Annotated in this window: 29 protein-coding genes and 1 tRNA gene; 9 read left to right on the top strand and 21 right to left on the bottom strand. The window is 66.1% G+C overall.

Going from position 1 to position 25,681, the window contains the following annotated elements:
* Positions 1-21: 21 nt before the first annotated feature.
* Complete coding sequence (locus tag AB4Z10_RS06575; protein WP_441469587.1) at positions 22-1,410, top strand: M20 family metallopeptidase; 1,389 nt, start codon at positions 22-24, stop codon at positions 1,408-1,410.
* A 116-nt stretch (positions 1,411-1,526) separates the two neighbouring features.
* Here AB4Z10_RS06575 and AB4Z10_RS06580 read toward each other — a convergent pair whose 3' ends face one another.
* The 5 genes from AB4Z10_RS06580 to AB4Z10_RS06600 form a co-directional block, all read right to left on the bottom strand.
* Positions 1,527-1,784, bottom strand: a complete 258-nt coding sequence (locus AB4Z10_RS06580; RefSeq protein ID WP_441469588.1) for a hypothetical protein — start codon at positions 1,782-1,784, stop codon at positions 1,527-1,529.
* Positions 1,785-1,868: 84 nt separating this feature from the next.
* Entirely contained in the window at positions 1,869-2,330 is a 462-nt protein-coding gene (locus AB4Z10_RS06585) for an MgtC/SapB family protein (protein WP_441469589.1), read from the bottom strand.
* 119 nt (positions 2,331-2,449) lie between these two features.
* Positions 2,450-2,525 (bottom strand) — tRNA-Lys (locus AB4Z10_RS06590).
* Positions 2,526-2,664: 139 nt separating this feature from the next.
* Complete coding sequence (locus AB4Z10_RS06595; RefSeq protein WP_441469590.1) at positions 2,665-3,936, bottom strand: solute carrier family 23 protein; 1,272 nt, start codon at positions 3,934-3,936, stop codon at positions 2,665-2,667.
* 231 nt (positions 3,937-4,167) lie between these two features.
* Positions 4,168-5,730 carry a 2-isopropylmalate synthase gene (locus AB4Z10_RS06600; protein WP_441469591.1) on the bottom strand — a complete coding sequence of 521 codons (1,563 nt, stop codon included), beginning with the start codon at positions 5,728-5,730 and terminating at the stop codon, positions 4,168-4,170.
* A 425-nt stretch (positions 5,731-6,155) separates the two neighbouring features.
* On the opposite strand from AB4Z10_RS06600, the gene AB4Z10_RS06605 reads away from it, so the two are divergent.
* The 4 genes from AB4Z10_RS06605 to AB4Z10_RS06620 all read left to right on the top strand — a co-directional run bounded on the left by AB4Z10_RS06605 (position 6,156) and on the right by AB4Z10_RS06620 (position 8,293).
* Positions 6,156-6,797: a YoaK family protein gene (locus AB4Z10_RS06605; protein WP_441469592.1), complete on the top strand. Its 642-nt coding sequence runs from the start codon at positions 6,156-6,158 to the stop codon at positions 6,795-6,797.
* Positions 6,798-6,942: 145 nt separating this feature from the next.
* A complete protein-coding gene (locus AB4Z10_RS06610) occupies positions 6,943-7,449 on the top strand; it encodes a c-type cytochrome (protein WP_441469593.1) in 507 nt (168 codons plus the stop codon).
* A gap of 80 nt (positions 7,450-7,529) precedes the next feature.
* The gene (locus AB4Z10_RS06615) at positions 7,530-7,868 is read left to right on the top strand and encodes a hypothetical protein (protein WP_441469594.1); all 339 of its coding nucleotides are present in this window, start codon (positions 7,530-7,532) and stop codon (positions 7,866-7,868) included.
* A 35-nt stretch (positions 7,869-7,903) separates the two neighbouring features.
* Positions 7,904-8,293: a YbhB/YbcL family Raf kinase inhibitor-like protein gene (locus AB4Z10_RS06620; RefSeq protein ID WP_441469595.1), complete on the top strand. Its 390-nt coding sequence runs from the start codon at positions 7,904-7,906 to the stop codon at positions 8,291-8,293.
* 25 nt (positions 8,294-8,318) lie between these two features.
* Here AB4Z10_RS06620 and AB4Z10_RS06625 read toward each other — a convergent pair whose 3' ends face one another.
* The 8 genes from AB4Z10_RS06625 to AB4Z10_RS06660 form a co-directional block, all read right to left on the bottom strand.
* Positions 8,319-10,406, bottom strand: a complete 2,088-nt coding sequence (locus AB4Z10_RS06625; RefSeq protein WP_441469596.1) for a M3 family metallopeptidase — start codon at positions 10,404-10,406, stop codon at positions 8,319-8,321.
* Between the two features lie 189 nt (positions 10,407-10,595).
* The gene (locus AB4Z10_RS06630; protein WP_441469597.1) at positions 10,596-11,318 is read right to left on the bottom strand and encodes an NUDIX hydrolase; all 723 of its coding nucleotides are present in this window, start codon (positions 11,316-11,318) and stop codon (positions 10,596-10,598) included.
* Positions 11,315-12,208 carry a PhzF family phenazine biosynthesis protein gene (locus tag AB4Z10_RS06635; RefSeq protein WP_441469598.1) on the bottom strand — a complete coding sequence of 298 codons (894 nt, stop codon included), beginning with the start codon at positions 12,206-12,208 and terminating at the stop codon, positions 11,315-11,317. Before AB4Z10_RS06635 ends, AB4Z10_RS06630 begins: the two co-directional genes overlap by 4 nt.
* A 5-nt stretch (positions 12,209-12,213) precedes the next feature.
* Positions 12,214-13,329 carry an endonuclease/exonuclease/phosphatase family protein gene (locus AB4Z10_RS06640; protein WP_441469599.1) on the bottom strand — a complete coding sequence of 372 codons (1,116 nt, stop codon included), beginning with the start codon at positions 13,327-13,329 and terminating at the stop codon, positions 12,214-12,216.
* A gap of 154 nt (positions 13,330-13,483) precedes the next feature.
* Positions 13,484-14,332 (bottom strand): pyridoxal kinase PdxY, encoded by an 849-nt coding sequence (gene pdxY / locus AB4Z10_RS06645; protein WP_441469600.1) that lies wholly within the window; start codon positions 14,330-14,332, stop codon positions 13,484-13,486.
* Between the two features lie 87 nt (positions 14,333-14,419).
* Complete coding sequence (locus AB4Z10_RS06650) at positions 14,420-14,839, bottom strand: nuclear transport factor 2 family protein (protein WP_441469601.1); 420 nt, start codon at positions 14,837-14,839, stop codon at positions 14,420-14,422.
* Positions 14,840-14,998: 159 nt separating this feature from the next.
* On the bottom strand, positions 14,999-16,078 hold the full coding sequence (locus tag AB4Z10_RS06655; protein WP_441469602.1) for a sensor histidine kinase: 1,080 nt from the start codon (positions 16,076-16,078) through the stop codon (positions 14,999-15,001).
* Between the two features lie 88 nt (positions 16,079-16,166).
* Complete coding sequence (locus tag AB4Z10_RS06660; protein ID WP_441470026.1) at positions 16,167-17,189, bottom strand: ABC transporter substrate-binding protein; 1,023 nt, start codon at positions 17,187-17,189, stop codon at positions 16,167-16,169.
* A 186-nt stretch (positions 17,190-17,375) separates the two neighbouring features.
* On the opposite strand from AB4Z10_RS06660, the gene AB4Z10_RS06665 reads away from it, so the two are divergent.
* A complete protein-coding gene (locus AB4Z10_RS06665; RefSeq protein WP_441470027.1) occupies positions 17,376-18,116 on the top strand; it encodes a bestrophin-like domain in 741 nt (246 codons plus the stop codon).
* 77 nt (positions 18,117-18,193) lie between these two features.
* Here AB4Z10_RS06665 and AB4Z10_RS06670 read toward each other — a convergent pair whose 3' ends face one another.
* From AB4Z10_RS06670 to AB4Z10_RS06680, 3 genes are all read right to left on the bottom strand, one after another.
* On the bottom strand, positions 18,194-18,625 hold the full coding sequence (locus AB4Z10_RS06670) for a cupin domain-containing protein (protein WP_441469603.1): 432 nt from the start codon (positions 18,623-18,625) through the stop codon (positions 18,194-18,196).
* 88 nt (positions 18,626-18,713) lie between these two features.
* Positions 18,714-19,505 (bottom strand): ABC transporter permease, encoded by a 792-nt coding sequence (locus tag AB4Z10_RS06675; RefSeq protein WP_441469604.1) that lies wholly within the window; start codon positions 19,503-19,505, stop codon positions 18,714-18,716.
* The gene (locus AB4Z10_RS06680) at positions 19,502-20,380 is read right to left on the bottom strand and encodes an ABC transporter ATP-binding protein (protein WP_441469605.1); all 879 of its coding nucleotides are present in this window, start codon (positions 20,378-20,380) and stop codon (positions 19,502-19,504) included. The genes AB4Z10_RS06675 and AB4Z10_RS06680 overlap by 4 nt, the downstream gene beginning before the upstream one ends.
* Positions 20,381-20,567: 187 nt before the next feature.
* On the opposite strand from AB4Z10_RS06680, the gene AB4Z10_RS06685 reads away from it, so the two are divergent.
* A complete protein-coding gene (locus AB4Z10_RS06685; protein WP_441469606.1) occupies positions 20,568-21,092 on the top strand; it encodes a DedA family protein in 525 nt (174 codons plus the stop codon).
* Positions 21,093-21,305: 213 nt separating this feature from the next.
* Entirely contained in the window at positions 21,306-21,692 is a 387-nt protein-coding gene (locus AB4Z10_RS06690; protein ID WP_441469607.1) for a ComEA family DNA-binding protein, read from the top strand.
* 224 nt (positions 21,693-21,916) lie between these two features.
* Here the strand turns inward: AB4Z10_RS06690 and AB4Z10_RS06695 are convergent, their stop codons facing one another.
* The 3 genes from AB4Z10_RS06695 to AB4Z10_RS06705 form a co-directional block, all read right to left on the bottom strand.
* Positions 21,917-22,147, bottom strand: a complete 231-nt coding sequence (locus tag AB4Z10_RS06695; protein WP_441469608.1) for a hypothetical protein — start codon at positions 22,145-22,147, stop codon at positions 21,917-21,919.
* Positions 22,148-22,422: 275 nt separating this feature from the next.
* Positions 22,423-23,442 (bottom strand): ketol-acid reductoisomerase, encoded by a 1,020-nt coding sequence (gene ilvC, locus AB4Z10_RS06700; RefSeq protein ID WP_441469609.1) that lies wholly within the window; start codon positions 23,440-23,442, stop codon positions 22,423-22,425.
* A gap of 14 nt (positions 23,443-23,456) precedes the next feature.
* The gene (locus AB4Z10_RS06705; RefSeq protein ID WP_441469610.1) at positions 23,457-24,122 is read right to left on the bottom strand and encodes a TetR/AcrR family transcriptional regulator C-terminal domain-containing protein; all 666 of its coding nucleotides are present in this window, start codon (positions 24,120-24,122) and stop codon (positions 23,457-23,459) included.
* Positions 24,123-24,265: 143 nt separating this feature from the next.
* On the opposite strand from AB4Z10_RS06705, the gene AB4Z10_RS06710 reads away from it, so the two are divergent.
* On the top strand, positions 24,266-24,811 hold the full coding sequence (locus tag AB4Z10_RS06710) for a DUF924 family protein (RefSeq protein ID WP_441469611.1): 546 nt from the start codon (positions 24,266-24,268) through the stop codon (positions 24,809-24,811).
* A 100-nt stretch (positions 24,812-24,911) separates the two neighbouring features.
* Here the strand turns inward: AB4Z10_RS06710 and AB4Z10_RS06715 are convergent, their stop codons facing one another.
* Positions 24,912-25,133, bottom strand: a complete 222-nt coding sequence (locus AB4Z10_RS06715) for a hypothetical protein (protein WP_441469612.1) — start codon at positions 25,131-25,133, stop codon at positions 24,912-24,914.
* A 2-nt stretch (positions 25,134-25,135) separates the two neighbouring features.
* Positions 25,136-25,678, bottom strand: coding sequence for an acetolactate synthase small subunit (gene ilvN, locus AB4Z10_RS06720; protein ID WP_441469613.1), 543 nt, complete (start codon positions 25,676-25,678; stop codon positions 25,136-25,138).
* Positions 25,679-25,681 lie beyond the last annotated feature (3 nt).

Below are 25,681 nucleotides of genomic sequence, written 5' to 3' on the forward strand. Positions count from 1 at the left end.
AATCCGGGAGACCTTACGACCATGACCCGCGCGCAGGCGATCGCGAAAGCTCAGGACTATTTCGATTCGGGCCGAATGAAGAGCGACCTCGGCCGCCTCGTCGCGATCCCCACCGAGAGCCAGAACCCGGATCGCGCCCCCGTCCTCGGCGAATATCTGGAGCAGGAGATGCAGCCCCTGCTCGAATCGCTCGGCTTCACCTGCCGCACGCTCACCCATCCGAAGGCGCGCGGCCCCTTCCTTTATGCCGAGCGCATCGAGGACGAAGGCCTTCCGACCATCCTCGGCTACGGCCATGGCGACGTGATCCGCGGGCTTGATGCCCAGTGGAGCGAGGGCCTCTCGCCCTGGAAGCTGATCGAGCGCGACGGTCGCTGGTATGGCCGCGGCGTCGTTGACAACAAGGGGCAGCACCTGATCAATCTGAGCGCACTGCGCGCCGTGCTGGAGACCCGCGGCAAGCTCGGCTTCAACGCCAAGTACCTGATCGAGATGGGCGAGGAATCGGGTTCGCCGGGCCTGCGCGAGCTCTGCAGCGAGCAGAAGGAACTGTTCAAGGCCGACATCCTGATCGCCTCGGACGGGCCGCGCCTCAACGCCGAGCGCCCCACCGTGTTTCTCGGCGCGCGCGGCGGCGTCACCTTTGACCTCTCGATCAACGCCCGTGAGGGCGGCCATCACTCCGGCAACTGGGGCGGCATCCTCTCCGACCCGGCGATCCAGCTCGCCCATGCCATCGCCTCGATCACCTCGCCGACCGGCCAGATCCGCATCCATGAATGGGTGCCCAAGGAGCTTCCGCCGGCGGTGCGCAAGGCGCTGATCGGCTGCGAGATCGACGGTGGGCCGGACGGCCCGGCGATCGATCCGAACTGGGGCGAGCCTGGCCTGACGCCGGCCGAGCAGGTCTTCGGCTGGTGCTCCTTCGACGTGCTGGCGATGAAGTCGGGCGTGCCCGAGACGCCGGTCAACGCCGTGCCGCCCAGCGCTTGGGCGCGCTGCCAATTGCGCTTCGTCGTCGGCATCGACCAGAATGATGTCGTGCCGGCGCTGAAGCGGCATCTGCAGCGCCACAACTTCCCCATGGTCGAGGTTTCGCTCAGCCGCTCCGAGATCTTCGGCGCGACGCGCCTCGACCCGGAAGATCCCTGGGTCGACTTCGCCCTGGCCTCGATCGCCGAAAGCACCGGCAAGAAGCCGGCGCTTCTGCCCAATCTCGGCGGATCGCTGCCGAACGACATCTTCGCGGACATACTGGAGCTGCGCACGATCTGGGTGCCGCATTCCTATCCGGGCTGCTCGCAGCATGCGCCGGACGAGCACCTGCCGGTCAGCATCGCCCGCGAGGGCCTGACCGCCATGGCCGGTCTCTACTGGGACATCGGCTCGGGCGAGGCGCCGCCGGTCTGAAACAGCGGACCGAAAAGTGGGATCCACTTTTCGACAAAGTGCGACGCTCGAACAATGAGCCAGATCGCCACCTCGTCTCCGAGAGCACGCGCGGCGGTCTGGCGACCGCTTGAAGGCTATTCCTGCGGCTGACGCGGATCGCGCCCCGGCGGCAGGTCGATCGGCGTCGCCGGAGGCGCTTCCGGCGGAGCGTTGGGAGGCAGTTCCGGCGGAGGCTCGGTCGGGATGCCCTGCGGCTCCTCGTCCGGCGGCGACTCGACCGGGGGAGCCGGCGGAACATTGCCTGGGGTCAGCGGCGGGGCCTCGGGCGGCGGATCGGGAATAGCCGGTGTGTTGCCGGGCGCGGCCTCAAGGCCGTATTTGAGCTGCATCATGCGAAATCTGTCCTTTCGGACAGAAACGCCTCAACCGGAAAAAGGCTCCAACCTGGCTGGCGCTGGTAAGAGGCAACCGCATCCTCAGTCCGGCGAGGAACCTGCCTCATCGTCACGCGCAGGCAGCGGGAGGCGCTCCTGGAGCCGACGTTCCAGCGAATGATCGAGGGCCAGCAGGGCGAGCGCCAGAGCGGTCGCGGTCAGCGTCACCAGCCACTTCCCCAGCCCCGCGGAACAACCCAGCGCAGCCGTCACCCAGATCGCTGCCGCCGTGGTCAGCCCGTGCGGCGCCATCTCGCGATCGCGATGGATGATCAGGCCGGCGCCGAGAAAGCCGATCCCGGTCAGCACGCCCTGCACCACGCGGCTCGCCGCATCGGGATGGAGCGTCTCGCTGAACAGGCCCGCAGCCGCCGCCGTGCCGATTCCCACCAGACCAAAGGTGCGCAGGCCCGCACTCTTGCGGTGAAGGGTCCTTTGCCAGCCGACCGCCACGCCTGCGACGAGGCCGGCCAGCAGCCGAAGCATCAATTCGAGTTCGTCCACGATGCCGTTCGCTCCGCCGTCGCCAGGAAGCGACGATTGCACAGCTGCGAAGCCGCCGAAGCGACCGCGACGGCCGCTCGATCAGCGAAGTGTTTATCCAGCGATGTTCAGGAAAACCGTGGTGGGTGATGTAGGGCTCGAACCTACGACCCGCTGATTAAGAGTCAGCTGCTCTACCAACTGAGCTAATCACCCATACGCCACGAAGCGTCGCCGGTCAGCGGCGTCAGCCGCGTCAGGCAGGGGGCGTGTAGCAAAGCCCCCGCCCCCTGTCCACCCATCCATGACAGATTTTTCAAACTCGGCGGGAAAGGCCCTGCCGAGCTGTGGATAGTCACGCCGCGCGGCGGTTCAACAGGTGATAGAGCACGATCGCGCCGAAGGTCGCAGTGCCGATTCCGCCGAGCTCGTAACCGAAGATCGGCAACTTCAGATCGCCCGCTCCGAGAATCAGCGCCGTCGCGACGGTGATCAGATTCTTCGGCTCGGAGAAGTCGACCCTGTTCTCCACCCAGATCCGGCCAGCCGTGGCAGCGATAAGGCCGAAGACCACGACGGCGAGCCCGCCGAGCACCGCGACGGGGATCGTGCCGATCACCGCGCCGAACTTCGGCGAGAAGCCGAGCGCGAGCGCAATGATGCCGGCGGCGACGAAGACCAGTGTCGAATAGACCCGCGTCACCGCCATCACGCCCATGTTCTCGGCATAGGTGGTCACGCCGGTGCCACCGCCAGAGCCGGCGATCATGGTGCCCAGCCCGTCGGCGAGGAAGCCGCGGCCGATCAGGTGGTCGAAGTTGCGCCCGGTCATCACCGAGATGCCCTTGATGTGGCCGAGATTCTCCGCGACCAGGATGATCGCGACGGGCACGATCAGCGTGATCGCCTTCATGTCGAAGACCGGCGACACGAAATGCGGCAGGCCGAACCAGGAGGCTGCGCCGATCTTGCCGAAATCGATCGGCGGCGCGCCGAAGGTCGGGGCCGAGATCGCATAGAGGATGTAGGCCGCGAGCCCACCGATGAGGATGGGCAGGCGCTGCGGCAATCCCCGCCCGTAGACCGCGACCAGCGCCACCGCGACGACCGTGAACAGTGCGATCCACTTGGTGTAGGGGCTCGCCGAGATCATGCTGATCGCGACCGAGGTCAGGTTGAGGCCGATCGCCGCCACGACAGCGCCGGTAACCACCGGCGGCAGCAGCTTCTCGATCCAGGCCGTACCGACGCCCTGCACGATCAGGCCGATCAGCGCATAGACCGCGCCGCAGGCGATGATGCCGCCGAGCGCCACGCCGATGTTCGGATTGGGACCGGAGCCGGCATAGCCCGTCGCCGCGATGACCACGCCGATGAAGGCAAAGGAGGAGCCGAGATAGCTCGGCAGCTGCCCGCGCGTGATGACGAAGAACAGCAGCGTCGCGATGCCCGAGAAGAAGATCGCGACATTCGGGTCGAAGCCCATCAGCACCGGCGCCAGCACCGTCGAGCCGAACATGGCGACGACATGCTGCAAGCCGGCGATGATCGTCTGCCCCGTAGGCAGCCGCTCGTCCGGCATCACCGCGCCGGAAGTTTTCAGGGTCCAGTTCGGAAAATAGCCCATCGCGATCGCTCCCCAGGGTCGCCGGGGGGCGACCGCACCGGAAGAGCAGATGAAGGCAAGAGACAGGCCAGCGCCAGATCGCGCCGGCGTCATCCACCGGAATCACGGACCTGAACGCGTCATGCTCGGGCTTGGCCCGAGCATCTCGAGCGGAGCGAGGCTCCGGTATTCTTCGCGTCCGGAGATTCTCGGGTCGGCACTTCGTACCGCCCGAGAACGACGCTCTTGAACTTACTCCGCCGCCTGCGCGTGCAGGCGCCCGCCGCGCGCGATCAGCTTGTTGAGCGCCACCAGATAGGCCTTGGCCGAGGCGACCAGTGTGTCCGGATCGGCGCCGCGGCCGGTGACGGAGGAGCCGTCGCGCGAGAGACGCACCGTCACCTCGGCCTGGGCGTCCGTGCCCTCGGTCACGGCATGGACGTCATAGAGTTCCAGCGTCACCTCATGCGGCACGATCGTCTTGATCGCATTGAAGATGGCGTCGATCGGCCCGTTGCCCTCGACCTCCTCGGTGACGTGCCGACCTTCGACATCGAGCTTCATGGTCGCGCGCTGCGGCCCGCGCGTGCCGGCGATCACGGTCAGCGATTCCAGCTTGATGCGGTCATGGGCGGTGGCGATGTTCTCGTCGACCAGCGCCTCGATATCCTCGTCGTAGACATGCTTCTTGCGGTCGGCCAGCGCCTTGAACCGGGTGAAGGCGTCCTCGAGCTGGTTGTCGCCCAGATCGTAGCCCATCTCCTTCAGCTTGGAGCGGAAGGCGGCGCGGCCGGAATGCTTGCCCATCACCAGCGAGGTCTTGGTCACGCCGACCGAGGCCGGGGTCATGATCTCGTAGGTGGTGTTGTTCTTCAGCATGCCGTCCTGGTGGATGCCGCTCTCATGGGCGAAGGCGTTCCGGCCGACGATCGCCTTGTTGTACTGCACAGGGAAGGAGCAGGCGCTCGAGACCGCCTTTGAAGCGCGCATCAATTGTGTCGCGTCGATGCCGGTGTCGTAGGGCAGCACGTCCCCGCGCACGCGCAGCGCCATCACCACCTCTTCCAGCGCGGCATTGCCCGCGCGCTCGCCGATGCCGTTGAGGGTGCATTCGACCTGCCGCGCGCCACCTTCGATGCCGGCCAGCGAATTGGCGACGGCCAGGCCCAGGTCGTTGTGGCAATGCACCGAGAAGATCGCCTTGTCGGCATTCGGTACGCGCTCGCGCACCGCCTTGAACATGGCGCGATACTCGTCAGGCGTGGCGTAGCCGACGGTATCCGGCAGGTTGATCGTCGTGGCGCCGGCCCTGATAGCGGCCTCGACCGTGCGGCAGAGATAGTCGATCGGCGTGCGAGTGGCGTCCATCGCCGACCACTCGACATCCTCGACCAGGTTGCGCGCCTGCGTCACGGTCGCGGTGATGATCTCCAGCACCTGCTCCTGGCTCTTGCGCATCTGGTGCTCCAGATGGATCGGCGAGGTCGAGACGAAGGTGTGGATGCGCGGCTTTACCGCATGGCGCACCGCCTCGCCGGCACGGGCGATGTCGGCGCTGATGGCGCGGGCGAGGCCGGCGACCGTGGCGCGCTTCAGCCGGCGCGCGATCTCCGAGACGGCCTCGAAATCGCCTTCGGAGGCGATCGGGAAGCCGGCCTCGATGATGTCGACGCCCATTACGTCGAGCGCCTCGGCGATCTCCAGCTTCTCCTCGAAGGTCATGGTGGCGCCGGGGCACTGCTCGCCGTCGCGCAAGGTGGTGTCGAAAATCAGCACGCGCTCTTTGGAGGAGCTGTTCTGGGTCGGATTGGTCATGGTCTGCTTCCGGTTTCGGTGCGCCGCGAGATCGGAAAAGGCGGGCGCTGGGTTTGCTGTCGGCGGTTCTCGTCACTCCCCTGAGCGCCCAGGCAGCATGCCCGGCCGGCCCTCAGGGGCAGCTAAGGAGAAGAAGGCCAAGAAGCGAGAACGAAGCGCGTGCGAGGGGAGCGCGAGCGCACATGCTGACGGCCTGCGCAGCGGCGCAGTCCTTCGTCAGGTCATGGCGGGCGGTCGAAACCACGGGCGTTCCTCAAATCGACGGGACAGGATGTAACCGAAAGCAGGTGCCGAGCGCAAGCATGTGTCTCATGCGCGCGCATCAAATGACAGAGACGATCTGTGGATTATGCTGGCGCGGTGCGATTCGGCCGGCGGTCGCGCCATGCTGGAAGCCGGCCGCGTGCTGCCGGAGACCCGCGCCGATGATGCGCTATGACCGCCCCGCCATTGGACTCGCCTTCTGCCTCACCGGCCTCGCCGGCTTCGTCGATGCGCTCGGCTTCATCAGCCTCAGCGGCTTCTTCGTCTCCTTCATGACCGGCAACACCACCCGCCTTGGCATCGAACTGGCCGGGCGCCATGCCGGCGGCATCGTTCTGGCCGCGACGATCCTCGGCCTTTTCGTCCTCGGCGTGGTCTGCGGGTCGCTCATCGGCCATTTCGGCAGGCAACAGCGGAAGGCGGCGGTACTCGCCTTCGTCACCGCGGTGCTGATCTTCGCAGCCAGCCTCGACACCATCGGGCTCAGCACGGCCGCGGCCGGCATGCTCGCCTTGGCGATGGGCGCGGAGAACTCGGTCTTCCAGCGCGACGGCGAGGTCACGATCGGCCTGACCTACATGACCGGCACGCTGGTGAAGATGGGGCAGCGCCTCGCCGGCGCCCTGCTCGGCGGGCCGAAGCTCGCTTTCCTGCGCCATCTCGTGCTCTGGCTCGGCCTGCTCAGCGGCGCCGTCGTTGGAGCCTTCTCGCACAGCCGTATCGGCCTCGACGCGATCTGGCTGGCCGCCGCTGCGGCTGCCGTGTTCACGGTGCTGGCGTTCTTCATGCCGGAGCGCGGATAGGCCCGACCTCGTCGGGTCTTTGGTTCTTTCCCCGACATGAGAGCAATGCTAGAACATTCCCTAACGTCATCCCGTCAAACGATGTCCAACTGCTCGAACAGATCGGTGCAGCGGAAACGACTGCACGAGACGCCAGGGGGCAATCATGCAGCAGACGATCTTCGGCGCGCTCATCGTCATCGGCCTCTCGGTGCCCACGGCGCTCACGGCGCAAACGGCACCGTCGCAGGAGAAGCTGCGTCGCGGCGAGTACCTCGCGAGCATCATGGATTGCGCCGGCTGCCATACGCCGGGCATCTTTCTCGGGAAGCCCGATATGCAACGGCGGCTCGCGGGATCCGAGGTGGGCTTTCACATTCCGGGCCTCGGCACCTTCTTTCCGCCCAATCTCACGCCGGACAAGGAGACGGGGCTCGGCTCCTGGTCGGAGGCTGACATCGTCAAGGCAATCCGTCTGGGGACCCGGCCCGACGGCCGCGTCCTGGCACCTGCCATGCCCTACAATGGCTATGGCAAGCTGACCGATGCCGATGCTTTCGCGCTGGCCGCCTATCTCAAGAGTCTCAAGCCGGTTACGAACCGGGTCCCGGCGATCGTCGGCCCCAACGAAAAGGCGACCGCGCCATATCTCGCCGTCAACATGCCGCAATAGGCGGCCGGTCGGACAGCGCGATTTCACCGATCCCGAGAATCAGACATCGTCGGGCGGTCTTGTCTCCGCGGAGCTTTCCGATGCGCCATCTGCCCGTCCTTGCACTCTGCGCCATCCTGCTATCGGCCTGCCAGACTTCGACCGTCAGCACGCCCTCCGCCCCGCCGCCGGAACAGGCTGCGCCGGGCGTGACGCCCAGCACCTTCCGCATGCCGACGGGCACGGGCTGCTCCGGAGAGGTCGAGCGCTTCCAGGCGGTGATCGACAACGATCTTGCCACCGGCCACACCACCAAGGGCGTGCATGACCGGGTCAGCGGCGAGATTTCGCGCGCCCGCTCGACCTGCGCGGCCGGCAACGACGCGGGCGCGATCAGCCAGCTCCACGCGACCAAGGCGAGGTTCGGTTATCCGGGCTGAGACAGCCGCTCGGGACCGGTTGAGGGAACACGCCGATGAAACGCCTGATAGCCACTGCCACCGTCGCAGCAGCCGTACTAGGGCTCGGCATCCCGGCATCCGCATTCGCCTTCTCCGCCTCATTTTCCTGGAAGGGAATAGGCGCTTGCGGCGGAATCTCGCCCGCCTTCGTGGTCCGAAACGCTCCGAAAGGCACGAAGAGACTGCGCTTTGCCATGCGCGACTACGACGCGCCCAATTTCCGGCATGGCGGCTCGACAGTCGCCTATGACGGCAAGGGGCGAGTGGCGCAGGGGGCAATCAGCTATGTCGGCCCCTGCCCTCCGACGGGGCAGAGACATCGCTATATCTGGACGATCGAGGCGCTCGACAAAAGCGGTGCCGTCCTTGTCCAGACCGAGGCTCAGGGCTCGTTTCCGCCCTGAGCGCGGCGGTTCGCCATGCTCCCGCTCAGGCGGCCAGCCCCCGCTTCTCGAGCAGCGCATCCGGGGTCGGCAACCGGCCGCGGAAGAGCGTATAGGCCTCGGCAGCGTCGCGCGTGTCGCCGGCCGAGTAGATGTAGCGCTTCAGCTTTTCGGCGAGCTGAGCTGAGAACACGTCGCCCGTCTCGATGAAGGCGTTGAAAGCGTCGGCGTCCATCACCTCCGACCAGAGATAGCTGTAGTAGCCGGCCGAATAGCCGTCGCCCGAGAAGACATGGGTGAAGTGCGGCGTGCGGTGGCGCATGATGATCTCACTGGGCATGCCGATGCGCGCGAGTTCCGCCGCCTCGAAGGCGAGCGGATCGACCTCCGCCGGCTCCTCCAGCGAATGGAAGGCGAGATCGACCAACGCCGAGGAGGTGTACTCCACGGTGGCGAAGCCCTGGTTGAAGGTCTGCGCCTTCTCGATCTTGTCGATCAGCGCCTCCGGGATCGGCTCGGCCGTCTCGGCATGCAGGCAATATTCGCGCATCACCTCGCGCGTCAGGAACCAGTGCTCGTAAAGCTGCGAGGGCAGCTCCACGAAATCGCGCGCCACTGCCGTGCCGGCGAGCGAGCCATAGGTCACGTCCGAAAGCAGCCCATGCAGCGCATGGCCGAACTCGTGGAAGAGCGTGCGCGCATCGTCGAGCGAGAGCAGCGCGGGCTTGCCCTCCGCCGGCTTCGCGAAATTGCAGACATTGACGATGATCGGCCGGGTCTCGCCGTCGAGCTTGCGCTGGCCGCGGAAGGCACTCATCCAGGCGCCCGAGCGCTTCGAGGAGCGGGCGAAGTAGTCGCCGATGAACAGGCCGATATGGCGCCCGGAGCCGGTCTCCGTCACCTCGAAAATGCGGACATCCGGGTGATAGCCCGCGAGCTCCGGCTGCTCGGCGAAGGAAAGCCCAAAGAGCTTGCCGGCGACGTCGAAGGCGGCCTGCCTGACGCGGTCGAGCTGCAGATAGGGCTTCAGCACGGCTTCATCGAGCGCAAAGGTCTTCTGCCTGACCTTCTCGGCATAATGGCGCCAGTCCCAGGGGCGGATCGGCCCGTTCTCGCCCTCGTCCTGGGCGAGCGCCGCGAGATCGGCCGCCTCGCGCGCCGCCCGCGCCTTGGCCGGCTTCCAGACCAGCTCCAGCAGCCCGCGCACATGCTCCGGCGTCTTCGCCATGGCGTCGTCGAGCTTGAAATGCGCGAAGGTCGGATATCCCAGCAGCTTCGCCTTTTCGGCCCGCAGCGTCACCATCTCCGCGACGATCGCACGGTTGTCGCTCTCGCCGCCATTCTCGCCGCGCTTGCTCCAGGCGATGAAGGCTTCCTCACGCAGATCGCGGCGGGTCGAGAAAGTCAGGAAAGGCTCGATGATCGAGCGCGACAGCGTCACCGCATGCTGGCCCGGCTTGCCGCGATCGGCCGCAGCGCGCGCCATCGCCGCCTTCAGGAACTCTGGAAGACCGGCGAGCCCGGCCTCGGCTTCGATGAACAGGGCATAGGAGGATTCATCCTTCAGCACGTTCTGGCTGAACTGGGTACCGAGCGCGGCCAGCCGCTCGTTGATCGCAGCAAGTCGCTTCTTGCCCTCGGGGTTCAGCTTCGCACCCGAGCGGATGAAGCCCTTATAGGTCCGCTCCAGCAGGCGCGCCTGCTCGGCATCGAGGCCGAGCATATCGCGCGCGGCATTGACCGCGTCGACGCGGGCGAAGAGCCCCTCATCCATCATGATCGCCGACCAGTGCCGCGAGGAGATCGGCGACATCTCGCGCTCGATCGCCTGCAGCGCCTCGTTCGTGTCGGCGCCGGTCAGGTTGTAGAACACGCCGCCGACGCGGCTGAGCGCACGCCCTGCCCGCTCCAGCGCTTCGATCGTATTGGCGAAATCGGGCGCAGCCTTGTCGCCGACGATCGCGGCGATCTCGGCCCTGTGCTTGGCGAGCGCCGCGTCGAAGGCCGGTCGGATGTGCTCCGGCTTGATCGCAGCGAAGGGCGGCAGGCGGAACGGCGTTTCCCAGCGCGTGGCGAAGGGGTTCTCAGCCGGCAGCGCGAGAGCCTCGGGATAAGCGGATTCAGTAGAGGTCATCGGATCACTTTCGTGAGGCAGGCGGACAAGGCAGCTCTGAACCGTTTGGATTGTCAGCCCTCATCCTGAGGAGCCGCGAAGCGGCGTCTCGAAGGATGCTCCAGATGATTCCGGAGCCTCCTGAAGCATCCTTCGAGACGGCCCTATGGGCCTCCTCAGGATGAGGGCTTTACGAATGACCGAACAAGTTCAGGCACCGCCGAACATATGTGCGAGATAGCGGCGCATGAAGGGCGGCATGTCGTGCTTTTCCGTCTCGGCGAGGTCGCGCACGATCACGATGTCGGAGAGTTCCTCCTCTTCGAGATGCTTCATCCGCTCCAGCATTAGTACGCGCGCCGCCTCCGCCGGCAGGTCGATGTGGACCTCGCGCATGAAGGCGATGCGCCCCTGCTCGATCACCGCCGTCCAGCCCTCGCCCACATCGAGTTCCTCGACGTGCAGGCCCGTCTCCTCCGCGAGCTCGCGCGTGACGCTTCCGGCCAGGTCGAGCCTGCCGTCGGGGCGGGCATCCTCGCGGTCGGGCGTGCCGGCGGCGAAATAGACCTTGCCTGCATTGGCCGTGTGCTCGCCCATCTTGCCGCAGAGGAAGGCGCCGTCCTTGGCCCGAAGCGCCGCCATGGCGAAACCGTTGCGGATCACCGGGCCGGGATGGCCGACGTCGCGCCAGGTCATGAAGGCGGCATAGTCGGTCTCGAAATAGCCGGCCTCGAACACGCCGTCGCGGATCGCGGCGCGGTGCTGCAGCATGACGCGACCGTTGAACATGGCCGGCTTGCCAGCACTGATCCTGGCCCAATGCGCTTCGATGTCTGCGGCGCTCTCGCGCGCAAAACGCCAGTCATAGGACTCGATCTTGGCATCGACCTGCGACAGCCGGACGATCGTGCCGTTCTCGACGCCGTCGCTCACAGCAACACGCCCTCGCTGACCACGATGGCCGAACCGCCGATGCGCGCCGAGACGAGTGCGCCGTTCCGCACGCTCAGTTCCAGCGCGATCTGCGAAGGCCGGCCCATCTCGTAGCCTTGTTCGACGACGAAGCGATGGTCGCCGTCATCCGGCTTGTCATAGGCCATGACGGCACCAGCGAAGGCCGCGACCGCGCCGCCCRTCGCCGGATCCTCACCGATTCCGGTCCCGGGCCAGAACATTCGGGCATGAAAGGCGTTCCCGGCCTCTGCAGTCTCGGCGCTGTAGAGGAAGGCACCGCCCGCGCCGATCGCCGCTTGCCAATGCGCGGCCTCCGGCCTTGCGCGGCCCACGGCCTCCCGCGTCGCCACGGGCACGCAGAGGAACGGCACGCCGGCAGAAAAGACCGTCGGCCTGTGCGCTGCAAAGCCGAGATCGCTGGACTGAAGCCCGAGCGCTGCCGCGATCGCGCCGGCAGTCGCCGCCTCCCCCACCTGCTCCGGCAGACGCGGCAAGGTGAAGATCGCATGCCCGGCATGGCTGCCGGTGATCTCGACGGCGCAGGAAACCGGCCCGATCGTCTCCTCCAGCACCAGCATATCGGCGGGCGCGCCCGCGGCATGGTCGGTGAGCGCGAGCCAGACGGCGGTGCCAACAGTCGGATGGCCGGCGAAGGGGAGTTCGGCGCCCGGCGTGAAGATGCGGACAGAAGCGCGATGCCCCTGCTTCTCAGGCGGCGAGACGAAGACCGTCTCCGACAGATTGAACTCGCGCGCGATGGCCTGCATCGCCTCCGTATCGAGCCCTTCCGACTGGAGCACCACCGCCAGCGGATTGCCGGCATGGCGGCGCGTGGTGAAGACGTCGAGCGTGACGAAGCGGCGTTTCATCGGGGTCACCCTGCGGGAATTTCGAGGTCGATCGTGAGCGGACAGTGGTCGGAAGCCTTCGGACGGTCCCAGCCGACACGCGGGTAGCGGTCGGCGCAGGTCGCCAGCCGCGCCATCGAGCGGTCAGGCGCACGCGGATCGAGCGGCACGCGATACGGCAGACCGCTCCGGATCATCTGCATGGCGGGCTGCGGATTGGCCGCCGCCAGTGCCGGCGAAAGCAGGATGTGGTCGAGCGGCATATGGCTGTCGATCAGCTTCTCCTGGTCCTCAGACCAGTAGCGCCGGAAATGCGTCCAGCGTTCATGCGCCGGCAACGTCTCCATCGGATCGACGGCAAAATCGTCCAGCAAAGGTTCGATGCCGCTCGCGCCCTCGTCGGCCCGCTCGGCGCGCGGCCCAAGGCTGTAGCGATAGCCGTTGAGATCGCCCAGTACGATCCAGTTCGTCTCGCGCCAGCCGCCGCCGAAGCGTTGCTGGATCAGCCATTTCACCGCCCGCGCCTCGGCGCGGCGGACGGGCAGCGTCATTTCCCGGCCATCCTCGCGGCCGTTATTCATCGACTTGAAGTGGCAGCCGAACAGGCTGAGCCGCCTTCCGCCTAGGGTCAGCTCCACCTCAAGGCAGTCGCGCGCGAAGACCTTGCCATGCGGCCCGATGCCGAGCCTGGCGAGCTCACGGTCATGCACGCCGGCTTCTGCGAAGGTCAGGTCCTTGTGCGAGCGCACCTTGAGCTGCCCCGGGCCGAACAGGTCGCGCCGCGCCGCGAAGCCGATGTCGATGCTGCGGCGGTCGTTGCCGTCGATCAGCGTGAAATGGCCGTAGCGATGGTCGGCGATGCGATGGACGTAGTTGGCGAAGAAGGCCTGCAAACTCGCGAGCGAGTCGACCTCCTGCAGCATCCAGAGATCGGCCTGCGCCTCGGCGATGGCGAGCGCGGTCATCTGGCGCTTGTCGTCCTCCAGCGCCACGGCGAGAGAGCGCTCCACCGCGTCGCGCTCGTCGGAGCGGGGGAAATGGAACAGCGACATCGCTGCCGCCGTCTCCGTGCGCCCGCCCGGCTCGAAGCGGTGGCGCGTCAGCAGGTTCTCGACGTTGAAGGTGCCGACACGCAGCCTCATCGAAGGACACTCTTCGAGCTCTCACCCTGAGGAGCCGCGAAGCGGCATCTCGCAGGATGGTCCAGATGGTTCCTGAACCTCCTGGGACATCCTTCGAGACGTGCCTTGCGGCGCTCCTCGGGATGAGGGCTGAGGGAAGTCCGCCGCATCGACGTCAGATCGCCTGGGGCTCGAAGACCTGCGAGGGCGTGACGAACTCGTCCTGCGCCGCGACGGTCAGGATCTCGCGCGAGCCCGCCTCCTTTGTGCGCTTCAGCAGCCCGTAGATCGAGGACGACGCCTTCGACAGCGCGGCCGCGGCCGATTCCTCGCGCAGGTAATGGGTGAAGAACAGCGCCGCGATCGCATCGCCTGCGCCGTTGACGCTGACGTCGAGCTTCGGCGTGCGCACCCGCCAGGTCCCCTTGGCGTCCGCCGCCATGAGGTCGATCGAACCGGCCGGCGTTTCCTCGGTCACGAGCGAGGTCACCATCACCACCTTCGGCCCGGCGTCGCGCAGAGCCTCGACGGCGCGGTGCGCATCGGCGACGGTCTTCACCTCGATATCCGTCAGCAACTCCAGCTCGAACTGGTTGGGCGTCACGATATCCGCGGCAGGCACTGCCTGCTCGCGCATGAACTCCGGGATGCCGGGGCGCACGAAGATGCCGCGGCCGACATCGCCGATCACCGGGTCGCAGCAATAGAGCGCCTTCGGATTCGCTGCCCGCACCTTTTCGACTGCGGACAGGATGGCGTGGCCGATATCGGCAGAGCCCATGTAACCGGAGATCACGCCATCGCAGCTGGCGAGCACGCCGCGCTCGGCGATGCCCTCCATCACCTCATCGATCATGCCGCCATCGAAGACGCGGCCCTTCCAGTTGCCGTAGCCGGTATGATTCGAGAACTGCACCGTGTGGATCGGCCAGACTTCGACGCCGAGCCTCTGCATCGGGAAGGTCGCCGAGGCGTTGCCCACATGGCCATAGGCGACATGGGACTGGATCGAGAGAATATTCATGGTCCGAAGCGATACCCCGTTCACGATGAGCCCGCGAACCTAACGGCTCTCGCGCAAGGCGCAAATCGAAAGCGGTGATGTCCGCGATCAGCGCGAAGGCTGGGGCATCGACAGCCGGGCCACGCCGGCCGTGTCCGTGAACTGGGTGAGGCTTTTCACCTTGCCGTCGGCGATGGTGAAGATGTCCATGACCTCGAAGGAGCCGGTGCGGCCAGTCGGCCTGCACTCGACATCGGCGCGCCAATGCAGCATCGCCCGGTCCCCATCGACCGTCAGCGCCAGCTCTTCGATGTTACGGAACACATAGGTCGCGATCAGCCCGGCCATCTGCTCGCGCACGGCGGAATGCCCGTCCGGCTCGGCAAAGACCTCGGCCGCCTGCGGTCCGCCGGCGAGCCGGTAGCTGCAATCGGGATGGAGGTATTCCATCAGGGCATCGAGATCGCCCCGATGGCGGGCAGCGTAGGCATCGCGGATCAGGGCTTCGACGGCGGCGCGTCCTGTCATGTCGCCTCTCCTTACGTCAGCGCCGCACTGTCGCGCCGCCGCCCCGGCAAGTCCAGCGTGCAGTTGAAAGGCGTGCAAAAAGGAAAAGGACCCACCGCGACGAAGCGCAGGTCCCTTGTCATCGCTGGGACAGAAAGCAGCGCATGGCCTGCGGGACAGTCACTCGCGCGGCGCGACATTCACCATCGTGGTGGCCAGCAGATAACGCAGCCCTTCCGGCCGATAGTCCAGCTCAACCTCGCCATGGAACTTCTGCGACATGACGCGCTCCACCAGCCGCGAGCCAAAACCCTGGCGGCGCGGCTTCACGACGGGAGGGCCACCGCTTTCACGCCATTCGAAGCGGAAGGCGTCCTCGCTCTGCGGACGCCCGATCGACCAGCCGATCGAGACCTCTCCGGCCTCCACCGAGAGCGCACCGTACTTCACTGCATTTGTCGCGAGTTCGTTGACCGCGAGGGCCAGCGTCATCGCCTGATCGGCCGGCAATCGCAGCAGCGGCCCCTCGATGCGGATCGTGCCGAGGCCCGAGCGATGCGGCGCCAGCGCCCCTTCGACCACCGTGCGGATCGGCGCGCTGCTCCAGCTCGACTGCGTCAGGATCGAATGGGCCTCGCCGAGCGTGGCGATGCGCTCGCTCAGGACTGATTGCGCCTCTTCGAGCGTTTCCGCCGAGCGGAAGGTCTGGCTGGCGATCGCCGCGATCATCGCGAGCGTGTTCTTCATGCGGTGGGCAAGTTCGGCGTTGAGCAGGCGGCCGTTGCGCTCGGCGAGCATCTTGCCGGTCGTCTCCATCACCGTGTCGATCATGCCGAGAACCCGGCCGGCCTCGTCCCGGATCGGACTGTAGCAGAAGGTGAACCACACCTCTTCGGGATGGCCGTATCGATTAATGGTGAGCGGGAAGTCTTCGATGAAGGTCGCCTCGCCGGCCAGCGCTTTGGCCGTCATCGGGCCGATCTCTTCCCAGACCTCGGACCAGACCTCATGAAAGGAGCGGCCGAGGGCGGGCGGCTTGTCGCCGAGGATAGACCGGAAGGCATCATTGTGGATGGTGATCAAATCCGCGCCCCAAGCGATGCATTTGGGGAAGTGCGAGTTGACCATCATGCCGACCGCCGTCTTCAGGGCCACCGGCCACTGGCCGATCGGCCCAAGCGGGGTCGTGCTCCAGTCATAGTCGCGGATGGCGGCGGCCATCTCGCCGCCGCCATCCAGAAATGCCGTATCGCTGCTCACCTGATCCCCCCAGCGCGAATCCGCGCAGCATGCACTGGATGCAGATTGCACGCGACATCAAATGACAGCTCTAAGCCAAATGCATGGCTCAGGAGCCGGAGGCTGCCTTCTTGGCGAAGCTGTCGATGAAGGTCTTCGACAGGTCGACATTGGAGTTGGTCAGCTCCGGGTCGAGCAGCTTCAGCGAGTCATACATGCTCTTCATGGCGTCGGGCGTGGAGATGCCAGTGCGCGAATAGCTCTCCTGCGAGTTCTTCACCGCGCGGATGTAGAGCGGCTTGTCGCCGAGCAGGAACTCTTCCGGCACGAGGTCGGCAACCTCTTCAGGCTTCGCGGTTTCCAGCCATTTCAGCGACTTCATGAAGGCGTTGACCAGCTTCTGCGTCGTGATCGGGTTCTTCTCGGCGAAGTCGTTCTTGAGATAGAGCACCGCCGCCGGGTTCGAGCCGCCGAACAGCGCCTTGGTGCCGGCCTCGGTGCGGGTGTCGATCAAGGAGACGATGTCGCCGTCGGCCTCGAGCTTCGAGGTCACCGGATCGAGATGCGAGATCACGTCGACCTGCTTCTGCTTGATCGCCGCGACCGCGCTCGCGCCGGCCCCGACACCAATGATCGGCGCGTCCGTCGCCTTCAGTCCGGCCTTGACCATGGCGTATTGCGCGGTCAGCGCCGTCGAGGAGCCCGGCGCCGTCACGCCGATCTTGAGTCCCTTGAAATCGGCCGCCGATTTGACCTTGTCGGCGAGGTCCTTGCGCACTGCGATGGTGATCGCCGGGAAGCGGCCGAGCTCGATCACCGCGCGGATGTCCTGCCCTTTGGCCTGCATGCGGATGGTGTGCTCATAGGCGCCGGTCACGACATCGACCGAGCCGCCGACGAGCGCCTGCAGCGACTTCGCGCCGCCGCCGAAATCGTTGATCTCGACGTCGAGCCCCTGCTCCTTGAAGAAGCCCTTCTTCTCCGCGACGGTGAGCGGCAGGTAGTAGAGCAGCTGCTTGCCGCCAACGCCGAGTGTAAGCTTCGGCTTCTCCGCGTTCTGGGCGAGCGCATGGGATGCCGCGCCGAGCGCGGTCGAAAGAGCAAGCGCAGCCAGCGCGCTGCGGCGGGACAAGAGCATAGGCGTTCCTCCGGTTTGGATCCTGCTGGCGCTTCTGACGGGCGCGCATTTGCGTCGAACATAGGCTAGATTGAACGGCGGGAGCAAGAATCCCGAGCCAGCCGGCAAAGCGCCGCCGCCTGGCATGTCCACGCATGTCTACCCGTTGCATCTGCAAGACGAGGGCCGACCGTGAACGAGATGCGCATCGCCATATTCGTGTTTGTCTGCCTGATGGCAGCCTCTCTGGGCGCACTGTTCTCCTACGAGCGGCTTCCGGAGCATCAACGGCTGGACGACACGCAGAAGGTCTTGCATCTAATCGCCAATATTTTCGTCGTGATGACGTCTCTGGTGCTCGGCCTGATGATCACCTCGGCGAAGAGCAGATTCGACGGGGTCAACCGGGACGTTCACAGCTACGCCACCGAGCTGATCCTGCTCGATCGGATGTTGTTCCTCTATGGCCCGGAGGCCGGCGAAACCCGCCAGGGGCTTGTCGCCTATACCGAGCGCGCCGCGAACGGCCATTGGACTGCTGAAGGCGGGCTGTCGGACACAACATCCGAACGGTTGCTCGAGAATGTCGGAACCCGCCTGCGCGCCTTCGAACCGAACCGCGCCTCTCAGCTCTCGATCTGGAACGACATGCGCGAACAATATCGCAAGGTGCTGGAGCTGCGCTGGAGCCTTGTGGAACAGGCCGAGGGTTCGCTGCCGCGGCCGCTGATGCTGATGGTCGTCGCCTGGCTGGTCCTGATCTTCGCGACCTTCGGCTTCCGCGCCCCGCGGAACGCCGTGGTCGTGACCTGCTTCATCGCGGCTGCGGCGCTGATCGGCGGAGCGATCTACCTGATCGTGGACATGGACGGACCCTTCGAAGGGCCGATCCAGGTCTCGCCCGCTCCCCTGCAGAGGGCGCTGACGGAAATGCGCCGGTAGAACAGCCAAAAAAGCCCACCGGCCGGAGCGGCGGGGTGCCCGCCCCGCCGACCCGCATGGCCCTGGCCGTCCGTAGCTCAGCCCGCCGGCACTGCGGGAACGAGGCCGTGACGGACCATGACCTCCCTGACCGCGGCGGGATCGGGCGGCCCGCCACCGACCAGCAAGCCGGCGATCTCACGAAAATATCCCGGCCCCAGCACGCCGGGCGACAGGATGCAGAGGCAACTCGCCGCCTGGTCGCTGTCGTTCCGGAAGCCGTGGATGACGCCGCGCCGGATGAAGGCCGACTGACCGGGCCTCAAGGCGACGTCGCGGCCGTCGATCGTGAACGTCAAGGTTCCGTCGAGACCGTAGACCGTCTCGTCCCAGCTCTCGTGATGGTGAGGCACGGGAACCTTTCCCTTAGGAGCCACGGTCATCCGAAAGACGTCGACGCTGCCTTCGGTTTCGTCCTTGTCGTGCAGGAACTCCAGGAGCAGCCCACCGATGCTGATCGTTTCGGCCACCGGAACCTCCCACTCTTGAGCGCGATGCTCCGATCCTAGCGAGCTGACGTTGAGGAAGCCATGGTTTCCGCCACGGCCTCGGCCGCCATCAGGCCACCGTCGTCGAGCTCTGCCCCGGCCGCCAGACCAGCAGCCGCTTCTCGACCAACGTGACCAGCGCGTCGATGGCGATGACGAAGATCGCCAGGATCAGCATGCCCGAGAACACGCCGGTGACGTCGAAGACGCTCTCCGCCTCATGGATCTTGTAGCCGAGCCCCGCCGAGGAGCCGAGATATTCGCCGACCACCGCGCCGACCAGCGCGAAGCCGACCGAGGTGTGCAGCGAGGAGAACATCCAGGTCAGTGCCGAGGGCCAGTAGACATGCTTGAAGAGCTGGCGCTCGTTCATGCCGAGCATGCGCGCATTGGCCAGGATCGTCGGCGAGACCTCGCGCACGCCCTGGTAGACGTTGAAGAACACGATGAAGAAGACGAGCGTGAAGCCGAGCGCCACCTTCGACCAGATGCCCAGCCCGAACCAGAGCGCGAAGATCGGCGCCAGCACGACGCGCGGCAGCGCATTAGCCGCCTTGATATAGGGGTCGAACACCTGAGAAAGCAGCTCGCGCCGCGCGAAGGCGAAGCCGAACAGGATGCCCGCGAGCGAGCCGATGACAAAGGCGAGCACCGTCTCGGTCAGGGTGATGCCGAGATGCCAGTAGATGTCGGCGCTGGTGAGCTGCTTGAAAGTGCGCGTCAGCACCGCGACCGGCGTCGAGAAGAAGAACTGGATCGTCTTGACGTCGCCGAACAGGCTCGTGGTCGTCGCGACATGCCAGAACAGCAGAAATGCGATCATCACCAGGATCTGGAGCGAGATGAGCTTCATGCGCTTCATGATGCGTCTCCTCCGACCAGCTCGCGTCCCTCGCCCATCGCATAGGCCTTCTGCACCTCGACGCGCAGCGAGGTCCAGATGTCGCGATGGATCTCGTGGAAGGCCTTTTCCAGCCGGATGTCGGCGATGTCGCGCGGGCGCGGCAGGTCGACCTTGTAGTCGGCGACGATCCCCGCCGCCGGGCCGGCCGACATCACCACCACCCGGTCGGAGAGCGCGATCGCCTCTTCGAGGTCGTGGGTGACGAACATCAGCGCCTTGCGGTCGCGCGACCAGAGATCGAGCAGGAGGTTGCCCATGATCTGCCGGGTCTGCGCGTCGAGTGGCCCGAAGGGCTCGTCCATCAGCAGGATCTCGGGATTGCGGATCAGCATCTGGGCGAGGCTGACGCGCTTGCGCTGGCCGCCCGAGAGCATGTGCGGATAGCGGTCGACGAAGGTCCGCAGGCCCACGCGGCCCAGCCATTCGCGGGCGCGCTGATCCGCCTCGCGCTCGGGCACGCCCATCGGCTCCAGCGCGACCTTGACGTTGTCCAGTGCCGTCTTCCACGGCATCAGCGCGTCCTGCTGGAAGAGATAGCCGGCGCGGCGGTTCAGGCCCGCAAGCGGCTTGCCGAAGATGCCGACCGAGCCGGCCGAGGGCGAGAGCAGTCCAGCCGCCGCGTTGAGCAGCGTGGACTTGCCGCAGCCTGTCGGCCCGACGATCGAGACGAACTCGCCGGGATGGACCTTGAGATCGATGCCCTTGACCGCCTGATAGCGACCGCCATCGGCGAGATGGAAGGTGATGTCGACACCACCGAGCGCAACCGCCGGATCCCCCGACGAAACCGGCGCTTTCCCCGCATGAGCATGCGGGCGATCCTGCAACTCCATGAAATCCGTTTCCTCGTCGGCAGCCTTGCGCCGTGCCGGCAGCTTTTCTGTATTGCCGAAATTAATAGGCGATCGTTCCGGGAAGGCAACGCCGCCACGCACTGCGGCTGCCCGTCGCTTGCATCGTTCCGCCGACACAGCCATATGCCTGAGCCGACCCGACCCCGCAGGAGCCGAGCCGAACGCCATGGCCGACATCGAACAAGCCATGAAGGCGCTCGTCGAGTTCATGCAGGCCAATCAGCAATGGGCGATCCCGATCGTCTTCGCGGTCGCCTTCGCCGAATGCGTCGCGATTCTCTCCTGGCTCGTCCCGGCCACAGTATTCTTCACCACCTTCGGCGCCGTCGCAGGCGCTTCGGGCCTCAACCTCGTCCCGCTGGCGCTGGCGGCTTCGCTCGGCGCCGGTGCCGGCTTCTGGGTGTCCTACTGGGCCGGGCTCGTCCTCGGCCCGCGCGTCCACGACTACTGGCCCTTCACCAAGAACCCTGAACTCCTGGACCGCGGCCACGCCTTCTTCGAGAAGTGGGGCATCGCCAGCATCCTGATCGGTCACTTCTTCGGGCCGTTGAGGGCGGTGATCGCGATCGTGGCGGGCATCGTCGCCATGCCGTTCTGGGCGTTCCAGCTCGCGAACTGGGGTGCCTCCTTCGCCTGGGGCTTCGGGCTGCTCTACGGCGTCGGCCGCGTCAGCGAGTTTCTCGCCCGCTGAACGCGCCCCGAACCTGACTGCCCGGTGAACGCAGCATTCGGCATCTGTTCAATTCGAAAGGCGTCTATTCGCATCGTCGCATCGCGGCGCGCCACCATCATCGGCGAGCCCCGCGCGGCGCGCTGAACGGCCCCGCGCCGCCAGCGTCGTCCGGCAGAGGGACCCGGCCCCTGTCGAACGCGATGATCCGGGCCGACCCAGTGAGGTCTTGCCATGACGATGTCCCGTTTCCTGCTCCCCCTCGTCGCGCTCGCCGCCATGGGCGGCCAGGCTTTCGCCCAGACCGTGACGCAGCCAGCTCCCGCCGCGAAGCCCGCCGCACCTGTCACGGCGCCCGCCGCCCCGGCAACGCAGGGAGCCCCCGCAACCAAGCCGGCGACACCCGCCGCCCAGCCCGCGGCTGCCCAGGCCAAAAAGATCAATATCAACACGGCGACCGCCGCCGAGCTCGACACCCTCAAGGGCATTGGCGAGGTCCGCGCCAAGAAGATCATCGAGGAACGCGGCAAGGCGAAGTTCAAGGATTTCGCCGATCTGGTGAAACGCGGAACCCTGCCCTCGAACGTCGAGGCCGAGATCAAGGACAAGGTCACCTTCTGACCGACGAAAAGGCCTCCGGCGCCCTGCGCCGGAGGCCTTCGCCGATTTCGGCATCGATCGCGGCTCTGCCGGCGCTTACAGCAGGCCGAGAACGATCGCCAGCATCATCGCCAGAGACAGCGCCAGCACCGTCCGGATCACGGCCGGCGCTTCGAAGATCCGCAAAAGTTCCATCGCAGCCTCCCCAGGCAGCAGGCAAACACGATCCGTCTCACGCAAGAAATTCAGTAGACGAGCAGATCGACCGCGATCCACGCAATCACGGCCAAGGCGAGCCCCGCGACCAGCACAGTCAGGACCGGCCGCCCCAGGAAACCCTGCCTCGCCTCGACGGGCGTCTCCACCGCCGGGTGGGCATCGCTGTGATCGGCGGCCCGCAACGGTGGCAGCGGGTTACCCCCGCGCAGCCTCTCCAAATCCTGTTCGGGCACTCTGGGTCGAACGTCGACCGTCATGACCGTCTCCCATGATGTTTCCCTGGCCTTTCGGCCCTGCACCGGAAGTGAAACTCCTGTCGGCCCGCGGTGTTCCTGCGTCCGCCTAAACGCAGCGGGCGGCAGCCTTCCGGCCGCCGCCCGCAAAGATCCGAAGACGTTCGGTATCAAGCAGTTACGAGAACAAGCGGAATCAAACCCGCAACCACTTGAATCAAACTCTCAAGCCTGTGCCTCTCACGTCATTCCCGGGCGCCGCGGAGCGGCGACCCGAGCTTGACGGAGATCGAAAGGGCTCAGTTCTTCGACTTGTCGACGAGAGCCTTGGCCTTGATCCACGGCATCATGTCGCGGAGCTTGGCGCCGACTTCCTCGATCGGGTGGGCGGCGTAGCGGGCGCGGGTCGCCTTGAACGAGGTCTGGTTGACCTTGTTCTCCAGCATCCAGTCGCGCGTGAACTTGCCCGACTGGATGTCGGTCAGCACGCGCTTCATCTCCGCCTTGGTCTCGGCCGTGATGATACGCGGGCCGGTGACGTACTCGCCGTACTCGGCGGTGTTCGAGATCGAGTAATTCATGTTGGCGATGCCGCCTTCGTAGATCAGGTCCACGATCAGCTTCACCTCGTGGAGGCACTCGAAATAGGCCATCTCGGGGGCGTAGCCGGCCTCGGTCAGCGTCTCGTAGCCGGCCTTGATCAGCTCGACCAGGCCGCCGCAGAGCACGACCTGCTCGCCGAACAGGTCGGTCTCGCACTCTTCCTTGAAGGTGGTCTCGATGATGCCGGCGCGGCCGCCGCCATTGGCCGAGGCGTAGGAGAGGCCGAGGTCATGGGCGTTGCCGGTGGCGTCCTGATGGATCGCGATCAGGGTCGGCACGCCGCCGCCGCGCTGATACTCGGAGCGGACGGTGTGGCCGGGGCCCTTTGGGGCGACCATCAGCACGTCGAGGTCCTTGCGCGGCTCGATCAGGTTGAAGTGGACGTTGAGACCGTGCGCGAACAGAAGGGCGGCGCCCTCCTTCATGTTGGCGTGCAGCTCGTCGCGATAGATGTCGCCCTGCAGCTCGTCGGGGGTCAGCATCATCATGATGTCCGACACCTTGGCCGCCTCGGACGGCGTCATCACCTTGAAGCCGGCATCCTCAGCCTTCTTGCGCGTGGCCGAACCGGCCTTCAGAGCGATGATGACGTCCTTGACGCCGGAATCGCGCAGGTTCAGCGCATGGGCATGGCCCTGCGAGCCGTAGCCGACGATGCAGACCTTCTTGCCCTTGATCAGGTTGATGTCGGCATCACGATCGTAATAGACGCGCATGGGTGTCTCCTTTGTCACGCGTTGTTCGTCTTCCGGCCCGGATCGTTCTGCGCCGTGCCGTAGAGGGTGAGAAACTGCTCGGTTGCGCGCTCCGCGTCGCGCGCGATTTCGGCCCTGCTCAAGGTCAGCGTATCGCCGAGCAGCAGCCGGATCTGGACGTCGCGGCCCGCGAGACCGAAGAAGGTGCGGAAGGCCGTCTCTGTATCGTCGAAGGCGATGAGACCCGCTTCGCGGCCGGCATCGAGCACCGGCTTGAGGCGCTCGCCGATGGCGAAGCGGCCATTGGCCAGCACGATCGAGCCGAGATTCCCGTCGCGGGACGCCGCCTGGCTGACGGCGACGCGGTTGAGCGCGATCGAAGTCGGGCTTGAAATCACGTCCAGCCAGTTCGCAGCGAAGCCCTTCAGGCTCTCGCGCAGGGTGCCGGCGTCGAGATTCTGCCGGTCGTAATTGCCTGCCCTCACCTTTGAGGCTTGCCACTGCACCGTCGCCGTCAGCAAGCCCTCGCGGTCGCCGAACCACTTGTACAGCGTTTCCTTGGAGCAGCTGGCGCGCCGCGCCACGGCGGTCATGGTCAATCCGCTGCCCTTCTCCACCATCAGGCTGAGCACGGCATCAAGCACGGCCTGCTGGCGCACCGTCAGCGCCTCGCCTTGTGCCTCTGCCTGAGCCTGCGTCATGGGTTCGGAGAAATCCAGTACCGTACGTTACGGTTCAGTCGTCTAGCGCAGCCGCCGCATGCGGGCAAGCGTTTTTCGGGGCTGGCGGCAAGCCGGAGAGGAATTATCTCTGAGGCCCTGTCGCCTGAAGAACGGAACCGCCCATGACCCTGCCGAGCGCCCCCGAGATTCTCGCCTTCTGGCGCGAGGCCGGCCCCGAGAAATGGTTTGCCAAGGACGAAGCCTTCGATGCGGAGATCACCCGGCGCTTCCTGCCCATTCATGAGGCCGCGGCAGCCGGCAAGCTCGACGCTTGGGAGGAAACCCCGGAAGGCGTCTACGCGCTGCTGATCCTGCTCGATCAGTTCCCGCGCAACATGTTCCGCGGCAGCCCGCGCGCCTTCGCGACCGATGCGCAGGCCCTCGCCGTTGCGGAACGCGCGATCGCACGCGGCTTCGACGACGCCTACGAGGCGCCGGAGAGGCGCTTCTTCTACATGCCCTTCATGCATTCCGAAGAGCTGGCCGATCAGGAGCGCTGCATTGCGCTCTGCGCCGCGGCCGAGGACCCCGAAGGCGTGAAATACGCCGAGGTCCACCGCAACATCATCCGCGACTTCGGCCGCTTCCCCCATCGCAACGAGGTGCTGGAGCGCGACACGACGGCGGAGGAAAAGCGCTTCCTGATGGAAGGCGGCTTCGCCGGCTGATTAGAGCCTCGATCTGCAAACGAAGCACGGTCATCCCGGACGGCGCGAAGCGGCGATCCGGGATGACCTCGCGTTTCCGCGAAGAGTGAGGATAGGAGCCTCAGCCGCCCTGCTGGCTCGCCATCCGCTGCACGAAGATCGCGGCGATCGTCAGAATGAACCCCGCCCACCAGAGCGGGGAGCGCAAGCTCCTGCCGCTCCCCATCGGTTCGGCCGGCGCCCGGCCGGACAGGCGCATCAGCACCGGCATGGCGAGGCAGGCAAAGCCGACGAGGCCGAGCCCGAGCGCGATCAGGCTGAGAACCTCTGGCGTAAGCGCCATGCTCACATAGCCTCGGGGCCGCGGCTCATCGCGGCGATGCCGGTGCGCGAGACCTCGGTGAGTCCCACCACGGTCATCAGCTTGATGAAGCGCTCGATCTCTTCGGTCGAGCCGGTGAGTTCGAAGACGAAGGAGGTGAGCGAAGCATCGAGCGTGCGTGCACCGAAGGCGGAGGCCAGCCGCATCGCCTCGACGCGGTGCTCGCCCTTGCCGACGACCTTGACCAGGGCGAGCTCGCGCTCCAGCGCCTCGCCCTGCTCGGTCAGGTCGACGACGCGGTGGACCGGGACGAGCCGGTCGAGATGCGCCTTGATCTGGTCGATGACGCTGGCRGTGCCGGAGGTCACGACCGTGATGCGCGAAAGGTGTTTCTCATGCTCGGTCTCGGAGACGGTGAGGCTCTCGATATTGTACCCGCGCCCCGAGAATAGCCCGGCGATGCGGGCAAGAACGCCCGGTTCGTTGTCAACGATCACCGCCAGGGTATGGCGCGCGCTCGGCTGGGCCTTCGGGGCATTCGGATAATGGGTGGCGGGCTTCGACATGAC

Origin of the sequence: Allobosea sp. RAF48 (assembly GCF_052114025.1) — a bacterium.
GTDB lineage: Bacteria > Pseudomonadota > Alphaproteobacteria > Rhizobiales > Beijerinckiaceae > Allobosea.

Coding starts and splice junctions, on each gene's coding strand:
- AB4Z10_RS06575 (WP_441469587.1), top strand. CDS start 22: ATGACCCGCGCGCAGGCGATCGCGAAAGCTCAGGACTATTTCGATTCG.
- AB4Z10_RS06580 (WP_441469588.1), bottom strand. CDS start 1,784: ATGATGCAGCTCAAATACGGCCTTGAGGCCGCGCCCGGCAACACACCG.
- AB4Z10_RS06595 (WP_441469590.1), bottom strand. CDS start 3,936: ATGGGCTATTTTCCGAACTGGACCCTGAAAACTTCCGGCGCGGTGATG.
- AB4Z10_RS06600 (WP_441469591.1), bottom strand. CDS start 5,730: ATGACCAATCCGACCCAGAACAGCTCCTCCAAAGAGCGCGTGCTGATT.
- AB4Z10_RS06605 (WP_441469592.1), top strand. CDS start 6,156: ATGATGCGCTATGACCGCCCCGCCATTGGACTCGCCTTCTGCCTCACC.
- AB4Z10_RS06610 (WP_441469593.1), top strand. CDS start 6,943: ATGCAGCAGACGATCTTCGGCGCGCTCATCGTCATCGGCCTCTCGGTG.
- AB4Z10_RS06615 (WP_441469594.1), top strand. CDS start 7,530: ATGCGCCATCTGCCCGTCCTTGCACTCTGCGCCATCCTGCTATCGGCC.
- AB4Z10_RS06620 (WP_441469595.1), top strand. CDS start 7,904: ATGAAACGCCTGATAGCCACTGCCACCGTCGCAGCAGCCGTACTAGGG.
- AB4Z10_RS06625 (WP_441469596.1), bottom strand. CDS start 10,406: ATGACCTCTACTGAATCCGCTTATCCCGAGGCTCTCGCGCTGCCGGCT.
- AB4Z10_RS06640 (WP_441469599.1), bottom strand. CDS start 13,329: ATGAGGCTGCGTGTCGGCACCTTCAACGTCGAGAACCTGCTGACGCGC.
- pdxY (WP_441469600.1), bottom strand. CDS start 14,332: ATGAATATTCTCTCGATCCAGTCCCATGTCGCCTATGGCCATGTGGGC.
- AB4Z10_RS06650 (WP_441469601.1), bottom strand. CDS start 14,839: ATGACAGGACGCGCCGCCGTCGAAGCCCTGATCCGCGATGCCTACGCT.
- AB4Z10_RS06665 (WP_441470027.1), top strand. CDS start 17,376: ATGCGCATCGCCATATTCGTGTTTGTCTGCCTGATGGCAGCCTCTCTG.
- AB4Z10_RS06675 (WP_441469604.1), bottom strand. CDS start 19,505: ATGAAGCGCATGAAGCTCATCTCGCTCCAGATCCTGGTGATGATCGCA.
- AB4Z10_RS06680 (WP_441469605.1), bottom strand. CDS start 20,380: ATGGAGTTGCAGGATCGCCCGCATGCTCATGCGGGGAAAGCGCCGGTT.
- AB4Z10_RS06685 (WP_441469606.1), top strand. CDS start 20,568: ATGGCCGACATCGAACAAGCCATGAAGGCGCTCGTCGAGTTCATGCAG.
- AB4Z10_RS06690 (WP_441469607.1), top strand. CDS start 21,306: ATGACGATGTCCCGTTTCCTGCTCCCCCTCGTCGCGCTCGCCGCCATG.
- AB4Z10_RS06695 (WP_441469608.1), bottom strand. CDS start 22,147: ATGACGGTCGACGTTCGACCCAGAGTGCCCGAACAGGATTTGGAGAGG.
- ilvC (WP_441469609.1), bottom strand. CDS start 23,442: ATGCGCGTCTATTACGATCGTGATGCCGACATCAACCTGATCAAGGGC.
- AB4Z10_RS06705 (WP_441469610.1), bottom strand. CDS start 24,122: ATGACGCAGGCTCAGGCAGAGGCACAAGGCGAGGCGCTGACGGTGCGC.
- AB4Z10_RS06710 (WP_441469611.1), top strand. CDS start 24,266: ATGACCCTGCCGAGCGCCCCCGAGATTCTCGCCTTCTGGCGCGAGGCC.
- AB4Z10_RS06715 (WP_441469612.1), bottom strand. CDS start 25,133: ATGGCGCTTACGCCAGAGGTTCTCAGCCTGATCGCGCTCGGGCTCGGC.